The sequence below is a fragment of the Streptomyces blattellae genome (genome assembly GCF_009709555.1).
Classification (GTDB): domain Bacteria; phylum Actinomycetota; class Actinomycetes; order Streptomycetales; family Streptomycetaceae; genus Streptomyces; species Streptomyces blattellae.
This window is the reverse complement of the sequence record NZ_WJBG01000097.1, coordinates 1-20,693: the sequence shown is the minus strand read 5'-3', so window position 1 is coordinate 20,693 and position 20,693 is coordinate 1. Positions and strand designations below refer to the sequence as shown.

The 20,693-nt window shown below is 68.8% G+C and carries 17 protein-coding genes and 1 pseudogene; 14 read left to right on the top strand and 4 right to left on the bottom strand.

The window, feature by feature from the left end:
- Positions 1-32: 32 nt before the first annotated feature.
- The 3 genes and pseudogenes from GFH49_RS01870 to GFH49_RS39730 all read left to right on the top strand — a co-directional run.
- The gene (locus GFH49_RS01870) at positions 33-791 is read left to right on the top strand and encodes an IclR family transcriptional regulator (RefSeq protein WP_155053959.1); all 759 of its coding nucleotides are present in this window, start codon (positions 33-35) and stop codon (positions 789-791) included.
- Positions 792-890: 99 nt separating this feature from the next.
- Positions 891-2,135 (top strand): PP2C family protein-serine/threonine phosphatase, encoded by a 1,245-nt coding sequence (locus GFH49_RS01865; protein ID WP_196217827.1) that lies wholly within the window; start codon positions 891-893, stop codon positions 2,133-2,135.
- 131 nt (positions 2,136-2,266) lie between these two features.
- Positions 2,267-2,472, top strand: a pseudogene (locus tag GFH49_RS39730) (winged helix-turn-helix transcriptional regulator); the annotation flags it as partial.
- Between the two features lie 367 nt (positions 2,473-2,839).
- On the opposite strand, the gene GFH49_RS01860 reads toward GFH49_RS39730, so the two are convergent.
- The 3 genes from GFH49_RS01860 to GFH49_RS01850 form a co-directional block, all read right to left on the bottom strand.
- Positions 2,840-3,703 carry a fumarylacetoacetate hydrolase family protein gene (locus tag GFH49_RS01860; RefSeq protein WP_155053958.1) on the bottom strand — a complete coding sequence of 288 codons (864 nt, stop codon included), beginning with the start codon at positions 3,701-3,703 and terminating at the stop codon, positions 2,840-2,842.
- Positions 3,704-3,757: 54 nt separating this feature from the next.
- On the bottom strand, positions 3,758-4,537 hold the full coding sequence (locus tag GFH49_RS01855) for an IclR family transcriptional regulator (RefSeq protein WP_155053957.1): 780 nt from the start codon (positions 4,535-4,537) through the stop codon (positions 3,758-3,760).
- A 66-nt stretch (positions 4,538-4,603) separates the two neighbouring features.
- Entirely contained in the window at positions 4,604-6,202 is a 1,599-nt protein-coding gene (locus GFH49_RS01850; protein WP_155053956.1) for an AMP-binding protein, read from the bottom strand.
- Positions 6,203-6,510: 308 nt separating this feature from the next.
- Between GFH49_RS01850 and GFH49_RS01845 the strand changes: the two genes are divergently transcribed.
- The 10 genes from GFH49_RS01845 to GFH49_RS01800 all read left to right on the top strand — a co-directional run bounded on the left by GFH49_RS01845 (position 6,511) and on the right by GFH49_RS01800 (position 18,642).
- On the top strand, positions 6,511-9,228 hold the full coding sequence (locus GFH49_RS01845; RefSeq protein ID WP_196217826.1) for a family 78 glycoside hydrolase catalytic domain: 2,718 nt from the start codon (positions 6,511-6,513) through the stop codon (positions 9,226-9,228).
- A gap of 11 nt (positions 9,229-9,239) precedes the next feature.
- Entirely contained in the window at positions 9,240-10,322 is a 1,083-nt protein-coding gene (locus GFH49_RS01840; protein ID WP_196217825.1) for an ABC transporter permease, read from the top strand.
- Positions 10,319-11,221, top strand: a complete 903-nt coding sequence (locus GFH49_RS01835; RefSeq protein ID WP_155053953.1) for an ABC transporter permease — start codon at positions 10,319-10,321, stop codon at positions 11,219-11,221. Before GFH49_RS01840 ends, GFH49_RS01835 begins: the two co-directional genes overlap by 4 nt.
- Positions 11,218-12,285, top strand: coding sequence for an ABC transporter ATP-binding protein (locus GFH49_RS01830; RefSeq protein ID WP_155053952.1), 1,068 nt, complete (start codon positions 11,218-11,220; stop codon positions 12,283-12,285). Before GFH49_RS01835 ends, GFH49_RS01830 begins: the two co-directional genes overlap by 4 nt.
- Positions 12,282-13,322: an ABC transporter ATP-binding protein gene (locus tag GFH49_RS01825; RefSeq protein WP_196217824.1), complete on the top strand. Its 1,041-nt coding sequence runs from the start codon at positions 12,282-12,284 to the stop codon at positions 13,320-13,322. Before GFH49_RS01830 ends, GFH49_RS01825 begins: the two co-directional genes overlap by 4 nt.
- A 127-nt stretch (positions 13,323-13,449) precedes the next feature.
- Positions 13,450-15,042, top strand: a complete 1,593-nt coding sequence (locus GFH49_RS01820; RefSeq protein WP_155053950.1) for an ABC transporter substrate-binding protein — start codon at positions 13,450-13,452, stop codon at positions 15,040-15,042.
- Positions 15,043-15,120: 78 nt separating this feature from the next.
- Positions 15,121-15,909, top strand: a complete 789-nt coding sequence (locus GFH49_RS01815) for an SDR family NAD(P)-dependent oxidoreductase (protein ID WP_155053949.1) — start codon at positions 15,121-15,123, stop codon at positions 15,907-15,909.
- A gap of 45 nt (positions 15,910-15,954) precedes the next feature.
- Complete coding sequence (locus GFH49_RS01810) at positions 15,955-16,884, top strand: NAD(P)-dependent oxidoreductase (RefSeq protein WP_155053948.1); 930 nt, start codon at positions 15,955-15,957, stop codon at positions 16,882-16,884.
- Positions 16,885-16,888: 4 nt separating this feature from the next.
- Entirely contained in the window at positions 16,889-17,821 is a 933-nt protein-coding gene (locus GFH49_RS01805) for an alcohol dehydrogenase catalytic domain-containing protein (RefSeq protein ID WP_155053947.1), read from the top strand.
- 59 nt (positions 17,822-17,880) lie between these two features.
- Positions 17,881-18,642: an MBL fold metallo-hydrolase gene (locus GFH49_RS01800; RefSeq protein WP_230396112.1), complete on the top strand. Its 762-nt coding sequence runs from the start codon at positions 17,881-17,883 to the stop codon at positions 18,640-18,642.
- Here GFH49_RS01800 and GFH49_RS01795 read toward each other — a convergent pair.
- Complete coding sequence (locus GFH49_RS01795) at positions 18,637-18,885, bottom strand: hypothetical protein (RefSeq protein ID WP_155053945.1); 249 nt, start codon at positions 18,883-18,885, stop codon at positions 18,637-18,639. The two genes, GFH49_RS01800 and GFH49_RS01795, sit on opposite strands and share 6 nt — an antisense overlap.
- A gap of 461 nt (positions 18,886-19,346) precedes the next feature.
- Between GFH49_RS01795 and GFH49_RS01790 the strand changes: the two genes are divergently transcribed.
- Positions 19,347-20,588, top strand: a complete 1,242-nt coding sequence (locus tag GFH49_RS01790) for an IS256 family transposase (RefSeq protein ID WP_155053966.1) — start codon at positions 19,347-19,349, stop codon at positions 20,586-20,588.
- The last annotated feature ends 105 nt before the right edge of the window (positions 20,589-20,693 follow it).

The following is a 20,693-nucleotide window of genomic DNA, read 5'->3' as shown; positions in this document are numbered from 1 at the left end:
CTCGCGGTGTACGCCTGACGCAAGCTGGTCGTATGGGTGCGGACGACGGCCCTACGCTGATCACGTCCGTCCAGCGGGCCCTGCGCCTGCTGGAGGCGGTGAGCGCGCACGAGACCGGCGTGCCGGCGAAACAGCTGGCACGTGAGACGGGCCTGCCCCTGGCGACCGCGTATCACCTGTTGCGGACACTGGTCCACGACGGATACGTGCGGAAGCTGGACGACGGCGGATTCATCCTCGGTGACAAGCTGCAGACGCTGCAGACCACGGGCCGTGGACAAGCGCTGCTCAGCCGCGTCCGTCCCACGCTCGCCGCGCTGCGGGACGAACTGGCGACCGCCACCTACCTCACCTTCTACGAGGACGGCGAAATCCGAGTCGCGGAGATCGTCGACAGTCCTCGGACGCCCCGCGTCGACCTCTGGGTGGGTTTCGAGGACGCGGGGCACGCCACCGCGCTGGGCAAGTCGGTGCTCCGAGAGCTGGACGACGCCGCCCGCAGGGACTACCTGTCCCGTCACCACCTCGCCGACCTCACGCCACGGACGGTCACCAGCCTGCCGGAACTGCTGCGGCGGCTGGACTCCTCACCCGTCGCCCCGGCCGTCACGGACCTGGAGGAATACGCCCTCGGCACGGTCTGTGTCGCCGTCCCCGTCTACAGCAGGGACACGCTCGGCTCGCTCGGGGTGTCACTGCCGGCGGACCGGCTCTCGCGGCTGCCCGAGATCCGGGCCCGGCTGCTCCCGACCGCGAGCCGCGTCACCAGGAGCCTTTCGCTCACTATCTGAAAATCCTCTTCTTGCGGATGCCCGCCCTGACCCCGTTCTCTGGATGAAACAGGCATTTCAGGAGTGTGCTCGGCGCACAGGTGAGGACTGCGGACAAACATGAGTCAGGCCCGAGACCATGGTGACGACCACTGGCCGATGCGGCTGTTCAGAGACCGGGTGGCCGGCCCCAGGGCTGGGGCCCGCAGGCGTGCCGTCGCGCAGTTGGCTGCCGGTACACCCATCCTGCCCGTGCTGATCGTCTCCGTGGTCGTGCTCGCCGATCTCGCCGATGGAGCGGGGATGATCTGGCTGCCCCTGCTCGCGGCGGGGCCGGCTCTGGCCGCCACCACCAACGGACCGCGCGGGGTGCTCTGCGTCGGTCTCCTCGCGGTGGGGCTCGGCGCGACGCTTGGTGTCCGGGACGGTGTTCCGGGCCGTGAACTGGGCGCCGTACTGTCCGCCCTGGTGGCCGTCACCCTTGCGAGCGGCCTGGCCAGCGCCTTGCGCGGGCGCCGAGAACGGGTACTCGCGGCCGTCCGCTCGGTCGCGGAGACCGCCCAGCACGCGCTGCTCAGGCCCGTGCCGGCGATCGTCGGCCCGTTTCAGGTGGCGGTCCGGTACAGCGCCGCGGCGGCAGAGGCACGTATCGGCGGGGATCTCTACGCGCTGATACCGACCCCGTACGGAGTGCGGCTGATCGTCGGCGATGTGCGCGGCAAGGGGCTTCCGGCCGTGGGGACCGCCGCGCTGGTCCTCGGTGTCTTCCGTGAGGCCGCCTACGACGAGCCCGATCTCCTCGCCGTGGTCGAAAGGATCGAACGGAGTCTGGCGCGCAACCTCGGTCACGACGACTTCGTCACCGCAGTGGTCGCCGGATTCCCCGAAACAGGACACCTGGAGGTGGTGAACTGCGGACACACCCCTCCGCTGCTGGTGCACGCCTGCGGGACCGTCACGGCGGTCGAGTCCACGCGTCCGGCCCCGCCCCTCGGACTGCGCGCCCTGACGGGTGACATCCCCGGCCTGCGGGTGCTGCCCTTCGCCGACGGAGATCAACTGCTCCTCTACACCGACGGAGTGACCGAGGCCCGCGACCGGGGCCGTGCCTTCTATCCGCTCGCCGAGGGCCTGGAGCGCCACGTCTCCGACGAGCCGGCACGCACCCTCGGCGCGATCCATGACGAGCTGCTGGCCCATGTGGGCGGTCGACTGCACGACGACGCGGCCCTGCTCCTGATCCGCAAACCGGCCCCTTCCGAATCAGGGCTTGCCGAACCGGCCGTCCCCGAAGCGGAAGCTGCCGAACCGGCCGTTCCCAGCGCGGCTGTTCCCGAGCCGGTGACCTCGTCCTGCAGCCGCTGATCGTCCCCGCCCTCCTCGTGCGTGACTCCGCGCCGCTGATCCGGCACGAGCTCCACTCGCGCTCAAGCGGAGGCAGGTGCTTCGCAGAGGTATCGCCCGGGCGTTGGACGTGGGTGTCCGTGCGCGCTCGTCAGGTGGTGGAGCGCAACGGACTGGTCGACCGGAAGGTTCACCCCACGGTGCCGCCGGGGTCGAGTCCACCCTCACCGAGCCCGGTCGGGCCCTGCGCATGACGATCGACGGACTGTGCGCCTGGACCCACGAATACCTCGCTCACATCGAGTCCGTCCGCCACCGGGGTGAGAGATCAGCCCTGCCAGGGAGTCGGCACGCCTGAGGTCCGGGTCGATGCCTGTCGGCAGGTATCGATCGCGGCCGGATCGAAGCTGGTCGTCATCGGCGAGTGGGTGGCCGGGGACGCCGACGAGGTCAGACGTGGCGGAGGTGACTGTCTGATGCCGGGGTACGGCGAGGAGGCAGGGGCCGGCCGGGACGGTGTCGGTGCCGTCGCCTGCATTCGCCTCGTGACCGAGCCGTCCTGCCTCGCTGCCATCCGGGAGTCGTACGACACCGTTGCCACCGCCTGTGCCGAACGCATCCCGGATCCGGGTGAGTTGGATCCGATGTCGCGGGGGGTTCTGGGGGCGTTCGCCGAACGACTGGCGAGTGTGGAGGGTCCCGGCCGTCACGCGGTGTGTCGAGGCTCAGGCAGCCGGCAAAGCACGGTCAACGATTCGCTGCTCCTGTCGGCCGAGTTCCTCGATCTCCATGGCCATCACGTCGCCGACCTTCAGATACGGATAGCGCCCGGACAGCGCCACGCCTTGCGGCGTGCCCGTACTGACGACGTCGCCCGGCATGAGCAGCATGTGCCGGCTCAGGTGCACGAGGATGTCGGCCACTGAGAAGATCATGTCCGCTGTCGTGGAGTCCTGGCGCAGCTCGCCGTTGATCCAGGTCCGCAGCCGCAGGTCGTCCGGGTCGACTTCGGCAGCCGGGCGCAGTACCGGGCCGAGCGGGTTGAACGTCTCGGCACACTTGCCCTTCGACCATTGACCGCCGGACGTCTCAAGCTGGAATGCCCGTTCCGACAGGTCGTTGGCCAGCGCATAGCCGGCGATGTAGTCGGCGGCCTGGGCGGGATCGCTCAGGTAGCGCGGGGTTTTCTTGATGACGACGGCGAGTTCGACCTCCCAGTCCGTCTTGGCCGAGCCGACCGGCATGATCACATCGTCGTTCGGCCCTATCACGCACCCGGGATGCTTGAGGAAGACCACGGGGTACGGCGGCGGGGCGGAGCCGGATTCGGCGGCATGAGCGGCGTAGTTCATGCCGATGCACACCACAGCCGTAGGACGAGCGATCGGAGAGCCAAGTCGCCGGCCGGAAATGTCGATCTCGGGCAGCTCGCCGGCATCCAGGGCCGCCCGGAGTCGCTCGGTGCCGTCTGCTTCGAGAAACGGACCGTCGTAGTCGGCGGTGACCGGTCGGGCGTCGAAGGTGCGGCCTTGCGAGTCCCGGACAGCCGGCTGCTCGGCACCGACGGCGCCATGGCGCATCAGTTGCACGTGCTCACTCCTCAATGGATGATCCGATGACGGCGGTACGTCGCACCGCCTGCGTCACAGCGAGGTCGCGCCTGCCTCCGTGCAGCCCATTCGCTGGGAGATCTGCTGGGCCGTCGAGCGGACGTACGTGATGGTGCGTTCGATGAGAACCGGGGTCTTACGGACTTCCGGTATCGACACGCTGATCGCCGCGCGCGCCCCGCTGCCCCGCCCCGACACCGTGGCGGCGATGCAGAAGACGCCAGGCGTGTACTCGGAGTTGTCCGTCGCGTATCCGGTCGTGCGGATCTCCTGCAGACGGGTGAGGAGTTCGGGCAGAGAGACGATGGTCTGCGGGGTGTACCGCACGAATTCGACGTCGGCGAAGCGGGCCTTGACCTCGGAGTCGTCGAGTTGGCTGAGCAGCGCCTTGCCGATGCCGGTGGCGTAGGCGGGCAGGCGCACCCCGACGCGGGAGGCGAGTCGGAGTTGCTGGTCGGAGTCGACCTTGGCGACGTAGACGTTGTCGATGCCATGGAGCGTGGCCAGGTGCACCGTCTCGTTGACCATGTTGCGAAGGGACTCCATGTAGGGCAGCGCCACCTTCTCCAGATCGGAGGCCGCGACGTAGCTCTGACCGGCCTGCCAGAGCCGGATGCCGACCCGGAAGCGCCGGCTCTCCGGATCCTGCTCAAGGAATCCGCGGGAAGCCATCGTCATCAGCAACACGTAGGTGCTGCTCTTGGGGAACTCGAGAGAGCGCTGGATCTCGGTGAGCGTGAGTCCGTCGCGGTGCTCGGTGAGCAACTCAAGGATCGCCAGCGTGCGATCGGCTGACTTGACTACTGAGCTCATTCTCGTCCCTCACGCGGGTTCATGTGAACCGTCGGTCGCTGCCGGTACCGTACCAACGACCTTGGTTTATCGGGCACTTGAGTGTCCCTCGCGGGCCTGTCTGCGCAACTCGGCCTTGCGGATCTTCCCGGATGCGGTCTTCGGCAGTTCGCCGAACTCGACTCGATCGGGCACCTTGAAGCCGGCCAGACGCGTGCGCACATGCGCACGCAGCTCATCCGCTGTGGCCACCGCTCCGCGGCGCAGGGTCACCCAGGCGACCGGCCGTTCGCCCCACCGTGCGTCGGGTACGGCGACCACGGCCGCTTCCAGCACCGCCGGATGGCCGGCCAGCGCCGCCTCGACCTCGATGGAGGAGATGTTCTCCCCACCGGAGACGATCACGTCCTTGGCCCGGTCCCGTAGTTCGAGGTAGCCGTCGGGGTGCAGCACTCCCAGGTCGCCGGTGCGCAGCCAGCCGTCCTGGATCGCGGCGCGAGTCGCGTCCTCGTCCCGGTAGTAGCCGAGCATGACGTTGTTGCCCCGCAGTACCACCTCGCCGAGCGTGCTGCCGTCACGGGGGACGTCGTTGCCCCACCGGTCCAGCACCCGCAACTGCCCGCCGATCACATTGGGCACGCCCTGCCGGGCTTTCAGCACCGCCTGCTCGCTCACGGGCAGTGCGTCCCATTCGCTGCGCCAATCGCAGATCACGGCCGGCCCGAAGGACTCGGTGAGCCCGTACAGGTGGGTTATGGCCAGGCCCAGTTCGGCGCAACGCTTGAGCAGGGCGGGGGAGGGCGGGGCTCCGCCGACGGCGACATGGGCCGGCGTGCCCCGCAGTGGAGCCGCCGCATCGGCTTCGATGAGTGAGATCAGCACGGTCGGTGCCGCGCACAAGGTGGTCGCGCCCTCAGCGGCGAGCAGCCGCCATGCCTCGTCCGGCTCCGGCCGGGGCAGGCAGACATGTGTGCCCCCGGCGGCGGTCACCGCCCAGGTGAAGCACCAGCCGTTGCAGTGGAACATCGGCAGTGTCCACAGGTAGACGGTGTCGGCGTTCAAGGCGAAGTGGCTCACCATCGCCAGCGACTGCAGGTAGGCGCCGCGATGGTGGTACATCACCCCCTTGGGGCGTCCGGTCGTGCCGCTGGTGTAGTTCAGCGCGATCAGGCCGCGCTCGTCGTCGGTCGCGGCACGATGCGTGTCGGCCCTTGCGAGCAGCCGTTCGTACTCGTCATCGGCCGCGAGAAGGTCCAGGTGCGTACCGGCGTCGGCCAGATGGCGGGCGATCGTCGCGGCCTGTTCGGCGAAGGCCGGATCGTGGACGAGCGTTTTCGCTCCGCAGTGCTCGACGATGTAGCTCAACTCGGCGGCAGACAACCGGATGTTGAGCGCGACCAGCACGCCACCGGCGTAGGGGACGCCGAAGTGGGAGTCAAGCAGGACGTGGTTGTTGGGTGCCAGCACGGCCACCCGGTCCCCGGGAGTCACGCCACGGCTCGCCAGCAGCCCGGCCTGACGCAGGCAGCGGTTCCGGAACTCCGCGTAGGTCAGCCGGAGTTCCCCGTCGACCACCGCGGTGCGGTCGGCGTGGACGTCAGCCGACCGATCCAGGAAGACGACGGGTGTCAGCGGTTCGACCCAGGGGCCGGGGGACGGCGAGTCCGCGCGGGTGCTGCACTTCATAGGGCTCTCACCTCACTCTGGCGGCCCGGCCCATGGTGAGTTGAGTTCTACATGCTGTCAATGGGTTCAGGTAAGTGAACCTAGTGCGTTGTCTGGGCGGTTCAGGGATGCCGATGAAGTGATCATGCGGCGCATTCGGGCGCCCAGAGGTTCACCACCATGAACCATGGTTTTCATGGTTGACACGCAATGAAAGCGTGCCGCACGCTTCCGGCGAAACGGCTTCGGGTCAACGCTGACGACGGAGGGTGAACCGTGCATCGCATGCAGACGTCTCTTCTTCATCTCGCCAAGAGCGGTCAGCCATCGTGACCCCGCCCACCGAGACGCCGGGCGCCCTCTACTCGCTGCGTGCAGGTGGGCGGAGGGATCCGCTCGGAATCCCAGCGCTGAACCCGACTCTCCTGAGCTGGGCGGTGGCCGCCCATGCCGGCCTCGACCGCTCGGCCCCCTTCCGGGTCGCGGTCGCCGCCACGCCGGACGGCCTGCTCGGCGGGGGGAGTTGCTCATGGCGGGGAACCAGTGCGCGACCATGGCTGGAGTACGACGATCCCTCGCTGAAGTCCCGGGAGCGGCGTTACTGGCAGGTGACGGCAGCAACGGCGTCCGGGCAGACGGTGACCAGTCCGGTGGCGTCCTTCGAGGCCGGCCTGGCCTCGCGCGCCGAATGGTCGGCACAGTGGATCACCACGCCACCGCCCGCGTTCCCCCGCGAGTCGTGGGATCCATGTCCGTACCTGCGTCACGCGTTCGACGTGGACGACGCGGCCGCAGCCGCCTCCTCCCGCCTCTACATCACGGCTCTGGGCCTGTACCGCGTGTGGCTCAACGGCGTCGAACTCACCGCCGACGCGCTGTACCGCCCGGGATGGACCGACTACCGCACCCGTGTGCACCACCAGACCTACGACTGCGGTCCGGCACTGCGAGCGGGACGCAACGTCCTCGCCGTCACGCTGGCCAAGGGGTGGTACGCGGGCCGGCTGGGACTCATGCGTGAGCCCGGCTTCTACGGTGCCCACCCGGCGGTGCTCGCCCAACTAGAGTCGGGCGAGGGCCCGCACCGCGATGTTCTGGCCACGACCGGCGAGCACTGGCGTGCGGCTCAGGGTGCGCTGCTGGCCTCCGACCTGCTGTGCGGCGAGCTCCAGGACCTGCGCCAGGAACCCGAGGGCTGGCGCGAGGCCGGATTCGACGACGGGCAGTGGGCCGCGGCCGAACTCGTGGCGGAGCCCGGCGCGGAGGTGGTGCCGCAGCCGCATGACCCGATCACCCGGTTCGCCCACCACAAAGGTGTGCTGGTGCACCAGCACGCGCGAGGGCCGGCGGTCTTCGACTTCGGTCAGAACCTGGTCGGGTGGACCAGGCTGCGCACCACGTGCCTGCCCCCGGTCGAGCTGATCGTGCGTCACGGTGAGGTCCTCACGCCGGAGAAGCTCGTGTACCGCGACAACCTGCGGGGCGCGTTCCAGGAGGACCGCTATGTCGTGCCCGATGCCGGGCCGCACGAGCTGGAGCCTTCCTTTACCATGCACGGGTTCCGCTACGCCGAGGTGTGGGGACTCCCGAGCGCCGAGCCTTACGGTCAGCTGGAGTTGCTGCCCACGACCGAGATCGAGGCCGTGTCCATCACCGGGCTGCCCGCCCAGGTCGGCTCGTTCGCCTGCTCCGACGAGCGGCTGGACCGCCTCGCCCGCATGATCGAATGGACCGTTCGCGACAACTTCCTGGAGGTCGCCACCGACTGCCCGCAGCGCGACGAGCGCCACGGCTGGCTGGGCGACGCCGGGGCGATCGGGCAGACCGCCGCCTACCACTTCGACCTGGCCGCGTTCCTGGTCAAGTTCACCCAGGACGTCGCCGACGCCCAGGGCCCCGACGGGGAGATCCGCAACTGGGCACCCGCCGTCCCGCCGGCCGACTCCAGGCCCGGAGCCCCGGGATGGTCGGACGGCTACATACGGCTCGTCCACCTGCTGGTCCAGCGCTACGGCGACCTGTCGGCCGCGGCACGGCTGTTCCCCTCGATGCGGGCCTTCCTCGCGCACGTCGACCGGGCCAACCCGGACGGGCTGCGCATCAACGAGGTCGGTTCCGATTTCGGCGACTGGCTGTCGCTCCCCGAACGCGAGGGCCTGTCGTTGCACACCGGCTACGCCTACACCGGCGCCTATTCGACCACTCCGCACCCGATCCACGACACCGCGCACAGCTACCGCTCGTTCGTCCAGCTCGCCGAGATCGCGGCCTGGCTCGGCGAGGACGCCGAGGCGGCACGCCTGAAACACCGGGCCGAGGAGATCAGGCGGGCCTACCGCACCGCCTTCGTGCTGCCGGACGGGAGCATCGAGGACGCGACCCAGACGGCGTACGCGCAGGCCATCGGCTTCGGCCTGCTCGACGGGCCGGACGCCGAACTGGCCGCCGCGCACCTGCGGGCGGCGGTCGTACGCAGGGGCCACATCACCACCGGCATCCACGGCGTACAGCATGTGCTGCCGGCTCTCGCCCGGCACGGACACGCCGAGTACGCGGTCGAGCTGCTGCTGCGCCAGGAGATGCCGAGCTGGCTCTACATGCTCGCGTCCGGCGGGACGACGATCTGGGAGAAGTGGGACGGGATCAAACCGGACGGCACGCTCTCGACCGCGGAGATGAACTCCTTCAACCACTGCGCGCTCGGATCGGTGGGGCAGTTCCTCTTCGAGGGCATCGCCGGACTCGACGCGTCGACCCTGACGTGGACGGGCGAGGTGTCCATCGCTTCGCTCTACCCCCGTGCCCTCGAATGGGCCAGGGCCTCCTACCTCAGCCGTGCCGGTGCCGTCGAGAGCTCGTGGCGATGGAACGGCGACGTCGTCGAGCACGACATCCAGGTGCCCGGCGCGGCGACCGCCCGGGTGCGGGTGCCGTCCGGCGGCCGACTCGAAGTGGACGGCGAGGAGCGAGGCGACGAGACGGTCCTCGGTCCCGGCCGACACGGCTTGCGCGTGCGGGGGCTCGTCGGGGGGCTGATGTCGCGATGACAGGAAACGCGATGACGAGAGAGACGACGAGAGAGACGACGAGAAAGACGACGAGAAAGACGACGAGAAAGACGACGAGAAAGACGACGAGAAAGACGACGAGAAACTGGAGACTCGCCCGCCTTTTCCTGCTCAGGCTGCTGCGCCTGGCCGCGGTGCTGTTCGTGGTGTCGGTGCTGTGCTTCCTCAGCCTCAACCTGCTGCCCGGCGACCCCGCCCGGACGATCCTCGGAGTGGCCGGCTCGTCGCCGGAGGCGGTGCGATCGCTGCGGCATGAGCTGGGCCTCGACCAGCCGTTGCTCTCCCGGTTCTTCACCTGGCTGGGCCACGCCCTCACCGGCGATCTCGGGCGCTCCTACGTGTCGGGGCAGCCGGTCTCGGAGATCATCGCTCAGCGCGCCCCGGTGACCCTCGAACTCATTCTCATCAGCCAGCTGATAGCGCTGGTGTGCGCGATCCCGTCCGCCGTGGTGGCGGCGGCCAAGCGGGGCTCGCTGGTCGATCGGGGCATCAGCCTCTGGGTGTTCGGAGTGCTGTCGACGCCGAGCTTCGTCATCGGCTTCATCCTGATCTACGTCTTCGCGGTGCGGCTCGGCATCTATCCCGCCAGTGGGTACAACTCGCTGAGCACGGGGCTGGGCAATCATCTCGGTTCCCTCCTGCTGCCGGCCCTCTCTCTCGCCGCGGCGCCGTTCGCGCTGTACCAGCGGGTGTTGCGGGCGGATCTGGTCGAGACGTACGGACAGGAGTTCATGTCGGTCGCGCGGGCAAAGGGAATCTCGCCCGCGAGAGCAGCCGTGCGGCACGCCATGAGGCCGAGCATGCTCGGCCTGACGACATCGGTCGGCGTGACCGTCGGCACGCTGATCGGCGCGGATGTGATCGTCGAGTCACTGTTCAGCCTGCCCGGCCTCGGCGCCGAGTTGGCGCACGCGGTGAGCGGGCGGGACTACGTCGCGGTGCAGGGCATCGTCTTGGTGATCACTATCGCGTTCGTACTGGTCAATGCGTTCGTCGATCTTCTGTACGGCGTGATCGACCCACGCCTTGGGGCATCGTCCTCGACTGCTGGAGTCAAGGAGCGTGTGGCATGAGCCCGGAGGCAGGTATGACGGCCGTCGCGGAGCCGAGTGCCGTGGCGGAGATGGGCGAGCGCCCCGCCGTGAAGCGCGCGCGTCGGCAGTGGGGGCTCACGGACGTGCTCGCGATGTCGTGGCTGGCCCTGCTCGTGTTCGGCATGCTGTTCCTCCCGACGCTGCTGAACATCGACGCCGACACGATGTCCCCGGCCGATCGGCTCACCGGCCCTTCCGCGCACCACTGGCTCGGCACGGACAACTACGGCCGTGACCTGCTGGCCCGTGCGCTGGCCGGAGCAAGGATCTCGCTGTGGATCGGCTTCGGATCGGTTGCGGCGTCAGCGCTCGTCGGCGTGCCGATCGGCATGCTCGCGGGGTATCTGGGCGGTTGGCTGGACCGGATCACCTCATTCGTCGTGGACGTGGTCCTCGCCTTTCCCGGTCTCGTCCTCGCGCTGGCCCTCGCGTCGTTCCTGGGGCAGTCGATCACCAACGTGATGATCGCGATAGCGGTGCCCATGTGTCCCGTGTTCGTGCGACTGGCCAAGGCGCAGACCCTGTCCGTGGCGCGGCGTGAGTACGTGGAGGCGAGCCAGGTGATCGGCACTCCGGCCCGTTCGATTCTGCGCCGTGACGTTCTCCCCAACATCACCGAGGCGATGCTCGCGTTCGCCCTGGTCAGCGTGGGCCACGCGATCCTGATCGAGGGCGGCCTGAGCTTCCTGGGCATGGGCATGCCCCCCACGGTGACGAGCTGGGGCGGGATGATCAACTACGGCCGCGGCTTCATCAGCTCCAACCCTGCGCTGATCGCGGTGCCTTCGGCGTTCATGCTGCTCACGATCCTGAGTCTGAACCTGCTCGCCGACCGCTTCCTGGGCGGACGCGCGGGAAACACCGGAGGTGGCCGATGAACCAGGCAGCCACGGAGCGACTGCTCACCGTCCGGGATCTCCGCGTGGAGTTCCCGACCGCCGACGGAACCGTCCGTGCTGTCGACAACGTCAGCCTCGACCTCGGTTACGGCGAACGCCTCGGCATCGTCGGGGAGTCCGGTTCGGGCAAGAGCGTCCTTTCCCGCACGATCATGGGCTTGACGCGCTCGCGGACGGCGCGCGTCACGGGCGAGGTGATCCTTGACGGGCGTTCCGTGCTCGACCTTTCCGAACGGTCCCGGCGCTCGATGTGGGGTCGCGACGTCGCGATGGTCTTCCAGGATCCACTGAGCTCGCTCCATCCGATCATGCCGATCGGGGAGCAGATAGCCGAGGCGGTGCGCCGCGATGCCTCCGTCACCCGCCGCGAAGCCGGAGCCCGTGCCGTCCAGTTGCTCGAGACGGTGGGCGTCCCGCTCGCGGCGCAGCGGGCGAAGGCCCGTGCGCACGAACTGTCCGGCGGCATGCGCCAGCGCGTGGCCATCGCCATGGCGATAGCCTGCCGGCCCAAGCTGATCATCGCTGACGAACCGACGACCGCTCTCGACGTGACGGTGCAGGCCCGCATCCTCGACCTGTTCGACGAGCTGTGCCGCGAGTTCCGTATCGGACTGGTGATGATCAGTCACGACCTCGGTGTCGTCGGGCGGCACACCGACCGGATCGCGGTGATGTACGCGGGGCGTATCGCCGAACGAGGCCCGGTCGCCCACGTCTTCGCACGGCCGGCCATGCGGTACACCAGTGCACTGATGGCGGCGATCCCACGCCACGACGGCGCTCGGCGCACCCTGCCGCGACCGATCCGAGGGCTGCCCCCGAACCTGGCAGATCCACCCGCCGGCTGCCGGTTCTCACCCCGCTGCGCTCACGCCGGCGACGCATGCCACGAGGCTGCGCCGGCACTGGTCGAGGTGGAAGGGGAACCCGGGCACGAATACGCCTGCTGGCATCCCGGCTCGGATGTGACGCCTCCCGGCGGTGCCGGGCAGGGACAGGGCCCGGCACCCGCCCACCCCACGTCGAGCGAGGTGCTGCGATGAGCGTGGCAGAGGTCCACGAGCCGGTGGGGGCCGGAACCGCGGCGCCGGTGCTCGAACTGGTCAATGGCTCGGTCCGCTACGGCGGCAGTGGCACACCGGCGATATCGAACGTCTCCCTTGCCCTGCGACCGGGAGAGATCCTCGGCCTGGTGGGTGAGTCCGGCTGCGGCAAGTCGACCACGGCACGCGCGATGCTCGGGCTTGCCCCCCTCACCTCGGGGCGGGTACTGCTGCACGGCACCGAGGTGGTGACGAATGACAAACGCCTGACGAAGGACAAACGCCTGCGCGCGGCGGTTCAGGCGATCTTCCAGAACCCGGCCGCGTCGTTCAACCCCAAGCGATCCCTGCTGGATTCGGTCGCCGAACCGCTGCGGGTGCACGGCACGAACTCGGCCGCCGAGCGCCGGCGCCGAGCACTGGCGGAGCTCGACCGGGTGGGCATCACCGCGGCGATGGCCAGTCGTCGGCCGCACGAGGTGTCGGGCGGCCAGTGCCAGCGCGCCGCCATCGCGCGCGCGACGATCCTTCGGCCGGAAGTCCTCGTCTGCGACGAGCCGGTGTCGGCGCTGGACGTGTCGATCCAGGCGCAGATCCTGGAGCTGCTGTCCGAGCTGCGCTCCGAGAACCGGCTCGCGATGCTGTTCATCTCCCACGACCTCGGCGTCATCGCCGCGCTGTGCGACCGTACGGCCGTCATGTACGCCGGGAAGATCGTCGAGCAGGCCGACGCGCTGGAGCTCGTGCACGCGCCGCGTCATCCGTACTCGGTCATCCTGCAGGACTCGGCACCGTCGCTGGACATCTCCGCCGAACCGGTGACCCGGCTGCCCTCCCGCAGCTCACCCGACGTGGTCGACGGACGGCAGCTCGCGGGCTGCGGCTTCGCCGCGCTCTGCCCGTCCGCCGACGACCTCTGCCACACCACGCACCCACCGCTGGCCCCTCTCAGCCAGGCCCACGACACAGCCTGCCACCACCCCTACACCCCCGAGCCCGCACCTGCCGAGGGCTCGTCCCGCCCAGCAGCGGACTAGCGCGCACCGCGCCGCATCTCTCTCCGCTCCCAGGACCATCCACGTCACCCCTCACGAAGCCGGTCATGGTTCCGCCCTGCCCCAGGCGTCTCGCGGTCGACGCACGGGCCTCAGAAAGGTCAGACGGATGAAAACCCGAACAACAGCACGCCGTGCCCCAGCCCTGCTCGCGATGGCCACGGTCACCGCAGTGCTCGCAGGTTGCGCCACGACCACCGACGGCTCGAAGTCGGGCTCCGGCGACAGCGCGAGCCCGAAGACGGGCGGATCGCTCACCGTCGCCGCCGGTACCGAGGTCACCACGCTCGACCCTGCCAAGGGCTCGGCGAACGCAATGGCCCTGACCGGTGAGGCCATCTACGACACGCTCATGGCCGTGCCCGAGCTGGGCGGCCGTCCGCAGCCCAACATCGCCACCTCGATGACCGCGAGCCCGGACCAGATGACGTGGACGATGAAGCTGCCGACCGGGCTGAAGTTCAGCGACGGCACCGCCTTCAACGCGGCCGCGGTCAAGTTCAACATGGACCGCGCCATGGCACCGTCGTCCACCGCCGCCGCGCTGCTGTCCTCGGTGAAGTCCGTCGAAGCCCCCGACGACACGACGGTGATCTTCCAGATGAAGGCACCGTTCGCGGACCTGCCCTATGTCTTCAGCTACGACGGCTCGGGAACCGCGGGCTACATCGCCTCGCCCACCGCGCTGAAGAAGTACGGCGACGAGTACACGGCGCACGCGTCAGGAGTGGGCCCCTACATGGTCGAGTCGTGGGCTCCTGGCAAGCCCGAAGTGCTGGTGCGCAACCCCCACTACTGGAACAAGGACAAGAAGCCGGCGTACCTCGACAAGGTGACCATCAAGACCATCGCCGACCCGCAGAGCGCCTACCAGGCCTTGCAGGCCGGAGACGTGGACCTGATGGGCACTGTCGACCCGACCGTCATGAAGGACGCGAAGAACAACAGCGCGGTCAACTTCGTCCAGGGCGTGGGGCAGGACCAGGACAGCATCATCCTCAACCTGGCGACGCAGCCGTTCAGCGATATACGGCTGCGGGAGGCGGTCTCCAAGGCGCTGGACCGGCAGGCCATCGCCGACCTCACGACCGAAGGTCTCGGCAAGCCGGCGGTGAGCCTGTTCCCGGAGGGCGATCCTCGGCACAGCGACAACACCGATCCCGGATACGACCTGGCAGGGGCCAAGGCGCTCGTGAAGGAGTACGAACAATCCACCGGCAAGAAGGCCGCCTTCACCTACACCTGCAACAACTCCCGCCCGGCGACCGATGTGATCGTCTCCCAGCTCAAGGCCGCAGGATTCGACGTGAAGCTCGACACCCTCGACACCTCGTCCTGGGTCGGCGCCTTCTTCGCCAAGAAGTACACCGCGGTCTGCTGGACGATGGCAGGCTTCCTGACCCCCGGCGGACTGCCCTACCGGTTCCTGCACTCGACCGGTGACCTCAACACGGGCGGCTTCAAGAACGCGACGTTCGACAAGCACGCCGACGCCGCGCGGGCCTCCTCGGACCCGGCGACCCAGAAGGCCGACTGGATCGCCGCGGACAAGGTGCTCACCCAGCAGCTGCCGTGGGTGTGGACGACCAGCGCGCCGACCGGGTTCCTCTACGGCAAGCGGGTCCACAGCGCCGACCTGCAGAACCCCAGCCGTCTGCGTTACTACGTGCCCACCTTCAACAACGTGTGGGTCTCGAACTGAGCCGCCCGTCCCGGCCGGCGGGGCGCGTCCCGCCCCGCCGGCCGGCACCGGTACCACCAGCACGGAAGGACAGCAGGCATGGAGTGGAACGGACGGGGCGCGCTCGTCACCGGCGCGGCCTCCGGCATCGGCGCGGCCACCGCGGCGGAGCTGGCCGGACGCGGAGCCAGCGTGCTCTGCCTCGACATCGATGCCGACGGTCTGGCCCGCACCACCGAGCGGATCGAAGCCGCCGGCGGTCACGCGAGCGGGGTCACCGTCGATGTGGCCGACCGCGAGGCGGTGGAGGCGGCCGTGGGCCGGCTGGAGGCGGGCCTCGACTTCGTGGTCAACTGCGCCGTCAGCTTTCTCGCCCGCGGGCTGAACGTCAGCACCGAGGACTGGGACCGGGTCCTGGCTGTCAACGTCCGGGGGATCAGCAACGTCGTCCAGGCGGCCCATCCGCTGCTGGCCCGCGCCGACGGCGCCGCGATCGTCAACACCGCCAGCATCTCGGCGCACATCGCGCAGCCCTCACGGTGGACGTACAACGCGACCAAGGGCGCGATCGTCACGCTGACCAAGTGCATGGCGATGGACCTCGCCGAGGACGGCATCCGGGTGAACGTGGTCAGCCCCGGCTGGATCTGGACACCTGAGGTCGCCCGCGCCGCGCAGGGTGACCGCGCGAGGTGGGAGCCCGTCTGGGGCCGTTACCACCTGCTGCGCCGGCTAGGGGAGCCGGAAGAGGTGGCCCGCGCCATCGCCTTCCTCCTGTCGTCCGACGCCAGCTTCATCACCGGGGCCGAAGTGCCCGTCGACGGCGGCTACCTCGCCATGGGCCCTGAGGGACTGGGCGACACCGCGTCGTTCGCCGGCTCGGCCTGACGGCAACCGGCTACCGAGCCGAAACCATCGAACAGAGGAACCGCTGTGACGACCCGAATTGTCATTACCGACACCAATCTCGGCGACGGCTCCCATGAACGCGCGGTGCTCGCCCCCGATTTCGAGGTGAGTTGCCACGCCGCCACCACCGAGGACGAGGTCCTCGACGTGGCCAAGGGCGCCGACGGGCTGCTGGTGCAGTGGGCGCCGATCACCGACCGTGTGCTGGCCGGGCTGCCCGGACTGCGGGCGGTGGTGCGCTACGGCATCGGCCTGGACAACATCGACCTGGCGGCGGCGGCGCGTCACGGTGTGACGGTGAGCAACGTCGACGACTACTGCCTCGCCGAGGTCGCCGACCACAGTATGGCCGCGATCTACGCCCACAACAGAAGACTGACCGCAGCCTCGCGCCGCGTCACCGATGTCGCCTGGGGCATCGCGGGCTTCGCCCAGCCCCTGCCGCCGGCAAAAGACCCTGTCGGCGTCGCGGGCTTCGGCCGTATCGGACGCGAGGTGGCACGCCGTGCCCAGGCTCTCGGCTTTCCCGTGCATGTGTGGGACCCGTACGTCGGTGACCTGCCGGCCGGAGTCTCGCGCTGGGGCAGCCTGCCGGAGTTGGCCAGGGCGGTGAATCACCTGACGCTCCACATTCCCTCGACCGAGCAGACGCGTGGCCTTGTCGACGCGGACGTCCTCGCCGCCCTGGGGCCGGACGGGCACCTGGTGAACACCGCGCGCGGTGCGCTGGTGGACGAAGCCGCGCTGCTGGACGCACTGAAGGCGGCCACGCTGGGCTTCGCCTCGCTCGACGTGCTCTCCAGCGAACCGCCCGTCGGCCCGGCCGCGGAACTCGCCGGGCACCGCCGCGCGCTGGTAACCCCGCACATCGCCTACTTGTCCACGTCATCGCTCCCGGCACTGCGCGTGCGGGCCGCACAGATACTGCGCGACCTGCTCGTCGAAACGGCGTGACCCGATGCGCGCCCTGGTATTCACCAAGCCGAGCACAGTGGAGCTGCTTCACGTCGCCGACCCGGTTCCCGCACCGGGTGAGACCTTGGTCCGCGTCTGCGCAGTGGGCATCTGCGGCAGCGAGTTGCACGGAATCAGCAGCAGCGACTTTCGCCGACCCCCGCTGGTGATGGGCCATGAGTTCTCCGGCACGACCGAAGACGGGAGGCGGGTGACGGCGAATCCGCTGCTCAGCTGCGGCACGTGCGACCTCTGCACGATCGGTCAGGACCACCTGTGCCGCAACCGGTCCATCATCGGCATACACCGGGCGGGAGCCTTCGCCGAGTACGTGGCCGTTCCTTCCGCCGCCCTGCACACGCTGCCGGACTCCATGAGCTTCGACACCGCGGCGCTGATCGAGCCCCTGGCCAACGCGGTGCACGCGCTCAACCTCGCCGCCCCGCCTCCGGGAGCCCGTATCGCGGTTCTCGGCGCGGGCACGATCGGACTGATGGCGTTGCTCGTCGCCCGGCAGTACTCAACCGATGTCTCCGTGTGCGACCTGGCCGAGGACCGCCTCGATGTCGCCGTCCGCCTCGGTGCCGCGAACACCGGGCCGGACCTTGAGGGCGAGTTCGACGTGGTGATCGACGCCGTCGGGGCTGCCGCGACCCACGCGCTGTCGGTCCTGCGTCTGCGCCCCGGTGGCAGCGCCGTCTGGATCGGCCTGCTCAGTGGGGATGCCGCATTCGACGGCCAGCACATCGTCCGGGAAGAGAAGCGGGTGATCGGCTCCTACTGCTACACATCGGCGGAATTCACGCACGCGGTGAAGCTCGCCCGTGACGTGCCGCTGGACTGGGCGACGCCGTTCCCGCTCGACGACGGCGTCTCGATCTTCACCGAGCTCATGCACGGACGTCACGACGTGGTGAAGGCGCTGCTGCACCCGTGAACGCATTGTGCCGTGAACAGCACGAAGGGAACCAGATGTTCGGAGTACGACTACTGCACATGGGAGACGGAGACGTCCCCGGCCCCGAGGTGTACTGGATGTCCGACTGGGACAAATGGTACCGCCTGGCTTTCCAGGCCGCACTGATCCAGGGAGACGGAGTCACGGCGCTGGTCGGCACCGGCCCGGCCGAGGATCTCGGCCCGATGAACGCGCAATGGGCCGGATTCCTCGGCGAACGCGCCGCGATGCGCCGAGCCCCGGGGCAGTGGATGCCGGAGCAACTCGCGGCACTCGGCATCGCGCCCGACGACGTCACCCACGTACTGCTCACCCCGCTCCAGCTGTACACGACCTCGAACGTGCCGCTGTTCGGCAACGCTCAGATCTGCCTCACGGAGCGTGGCTGGACCCACTTCCACCGCACCAGGAGGCACCCCCACGACGATCGATGGTCGTGCCTGCCGCGGGACGTGCTGCGCTACCTCACGGACGAAGCGTGGGACCGGGTACGCCTGCTCGCCGACGAGGACGAGGTGGTGCCCGGGCTGCGCACCTGGTGGGCTGGATCGCATCACCGGGCGTCGATGGTGGTAGAGGCAGACACCACCGCCGGCGTGGTGACGCTGACCGACGCCTACTTCATGCGTCGCAACCTCGACACCGACCACCCGATAGGCATTTGCGAGAACATCTACGAAGCTCTCGCGACCCATGAGCGAGTGCGGCGCACCGCCGACATACCGCTCACACTCTACGATCCGGACCAGCTCCAGAACCATCCCGACGGGATAGTCGCCGGCACACCGGGAGTGTCATGAATCAGGCGCTGGCAGGATTTCGTAGCCGGTGATCACCACGGGAACGCGGCCCGGTCGGTGCAGCGGCGTCTCAAGCAAGCGATCAGGACGACGCGTTGCCGATAAAGGCGGGACACCAGCGGGGCCGCACACCGAGGTGAGTTGACTGCCTCGGTAGAAGATGACGGCGAGCAGTCCGCCCACGGCCACGAGCGCCGGCCCCGGCACCCAGAAGTGCTTCACCACCGGCACGACAGTGCCCACCGGCCCACGCGGCTCCACCCCGACCTCAATGAACCGGGGCGGCCGGCCCCGGTGCGATCCCTCAGGCAGGAGAATGCCGTAGGGACACGATTCCGCTGCTGATCCATTCCTGCAACGTGGAGACGGCCTCGCCCTCGACGCCTCAACGTTTCAGCTTGACTCTGTCGGGGATCTTGGAATTTCCCGGTGCGGCAGCAAGATCGACGGGCATGCTCGTGTGGTTCCGATGACCGATGCAGCTGTCGAGGTGCTCGTTGTCCCTTCGTCCCCGTTCCGGTGAGCAGGTCCCGTCTCTGACTGCGGAGGTTGCGCGGGCGAGCAACCCGGGTGGTACGACGGCGATATGGGTGCGGTGACCGGGTCTGTACGCTCACCGATGTAATTGATGATCATGGAAGAGACATCAAGCGACTGACACCGTGACCGAGTCCGCGACCGCCGATGACCAGGCGGAACCGTCGCTGGAGAGTGCGGCGGTCGAGCAGAAGCTCATCGAGCAGCTCGTCGCGCAGGCCCGGAGCAAGGGTCTGCAGCTGACCGGCGAGGGCGGGCTGCTGCAGCAGCTGACCAAGACGGTTCTGGAGTCCGCCCTGGAGGGCGAAATCACCGACCATCTCGGCTACGACAAGCACGACCCGGCGGGCAAGGACGGCGGCAACTCCCGCAACGGCACCCGCTCCAAGACCGTGCTGACCGACATCGGGCCGGTCGAGATCGACGTCCGCCGCGACCGGGAGGGTTCCTTCGAGCCGGCCATCGTCAAGAAGCGGCAGCGCCGGCTGAGCGGCGTCGACGAGATGGTCCTGTCGCTGTCCGCGAAGGGCCTCACCCACGGCGAGATCTCCTCGCACCTGGCCGAGGTCTACGGCGCCAGCGTGTCCAAGACGACCATCAGCACGATCACCGACAAGGTGATGGACGGCATGGCCGAATGGCAGAACAGGCCACTCGACCGCGTCTACCCGGTCGTCTTCATTGACGCGATCAACGTCAAGATTCGCGATGGCCAAGTAGCGAACAGGCCGATCTATGTGGCCCGGGCGGTCACCGCCGAGGGGCACCGCGACATCCTCGGGCTGTGGGCCGGCGACGGCGGTGAGGGCGCGAAACACTGGCTGCGAGTGCTCTCCGAGCTCAAGAACAGGGGCGTCGATGATGTCCTGATGCTGGTCTGCGACGGACTGAAGGGACTACCGGACGCGGTCGGTGAGGTCTGGCCGCGAACTGTGGTGCAAACATGTGTAGTGCACCTCCTGCGGGCCTTGTTCCGTTACGCGGCCCGACAGGACTGGGACAAGATCGCGAAGGCGCTCAAGCCCGTCTACACCGCGCCGACCGAGGACGCGGCCACGACACGGTTCCTGGAATTCGCCGAGACCTGGGGCAAGAAATACCCGGCGATCGTCCGCCTCTGGGAGTCCAGCTGGGCGGAGTTCACGCCTTTCCTTCAGTTTGACGCGGAAATACGCCGCACTGTGTGCACGACCAACAGCATCGAGAGCGTCAACGCCCGCATCCGCAAGGCCGTCCGTGCCCGCGGGCACTTCCCCACGGAGCAGGCCGCGCTCAAGTGCGTCTATATGGCCGTCATGAGCCTCGACCCGACCGGCGCCGGCCGCAAACGCTGGACCATGCGCTGGAAGGGCGCCATGAACGCCTTCGACCTGGCCTTCGACGGCCGCCTCACCGCAGGCCAACTCTAGCCAAACCAACCCCAGTTACACCGCTCGCTTTACAGACCCACAACCGGCTGCGCGGCAAGGTCCGTGAGAGCGAGGGCCGGGATGCGGAGCCGACCGCGGCTGTCA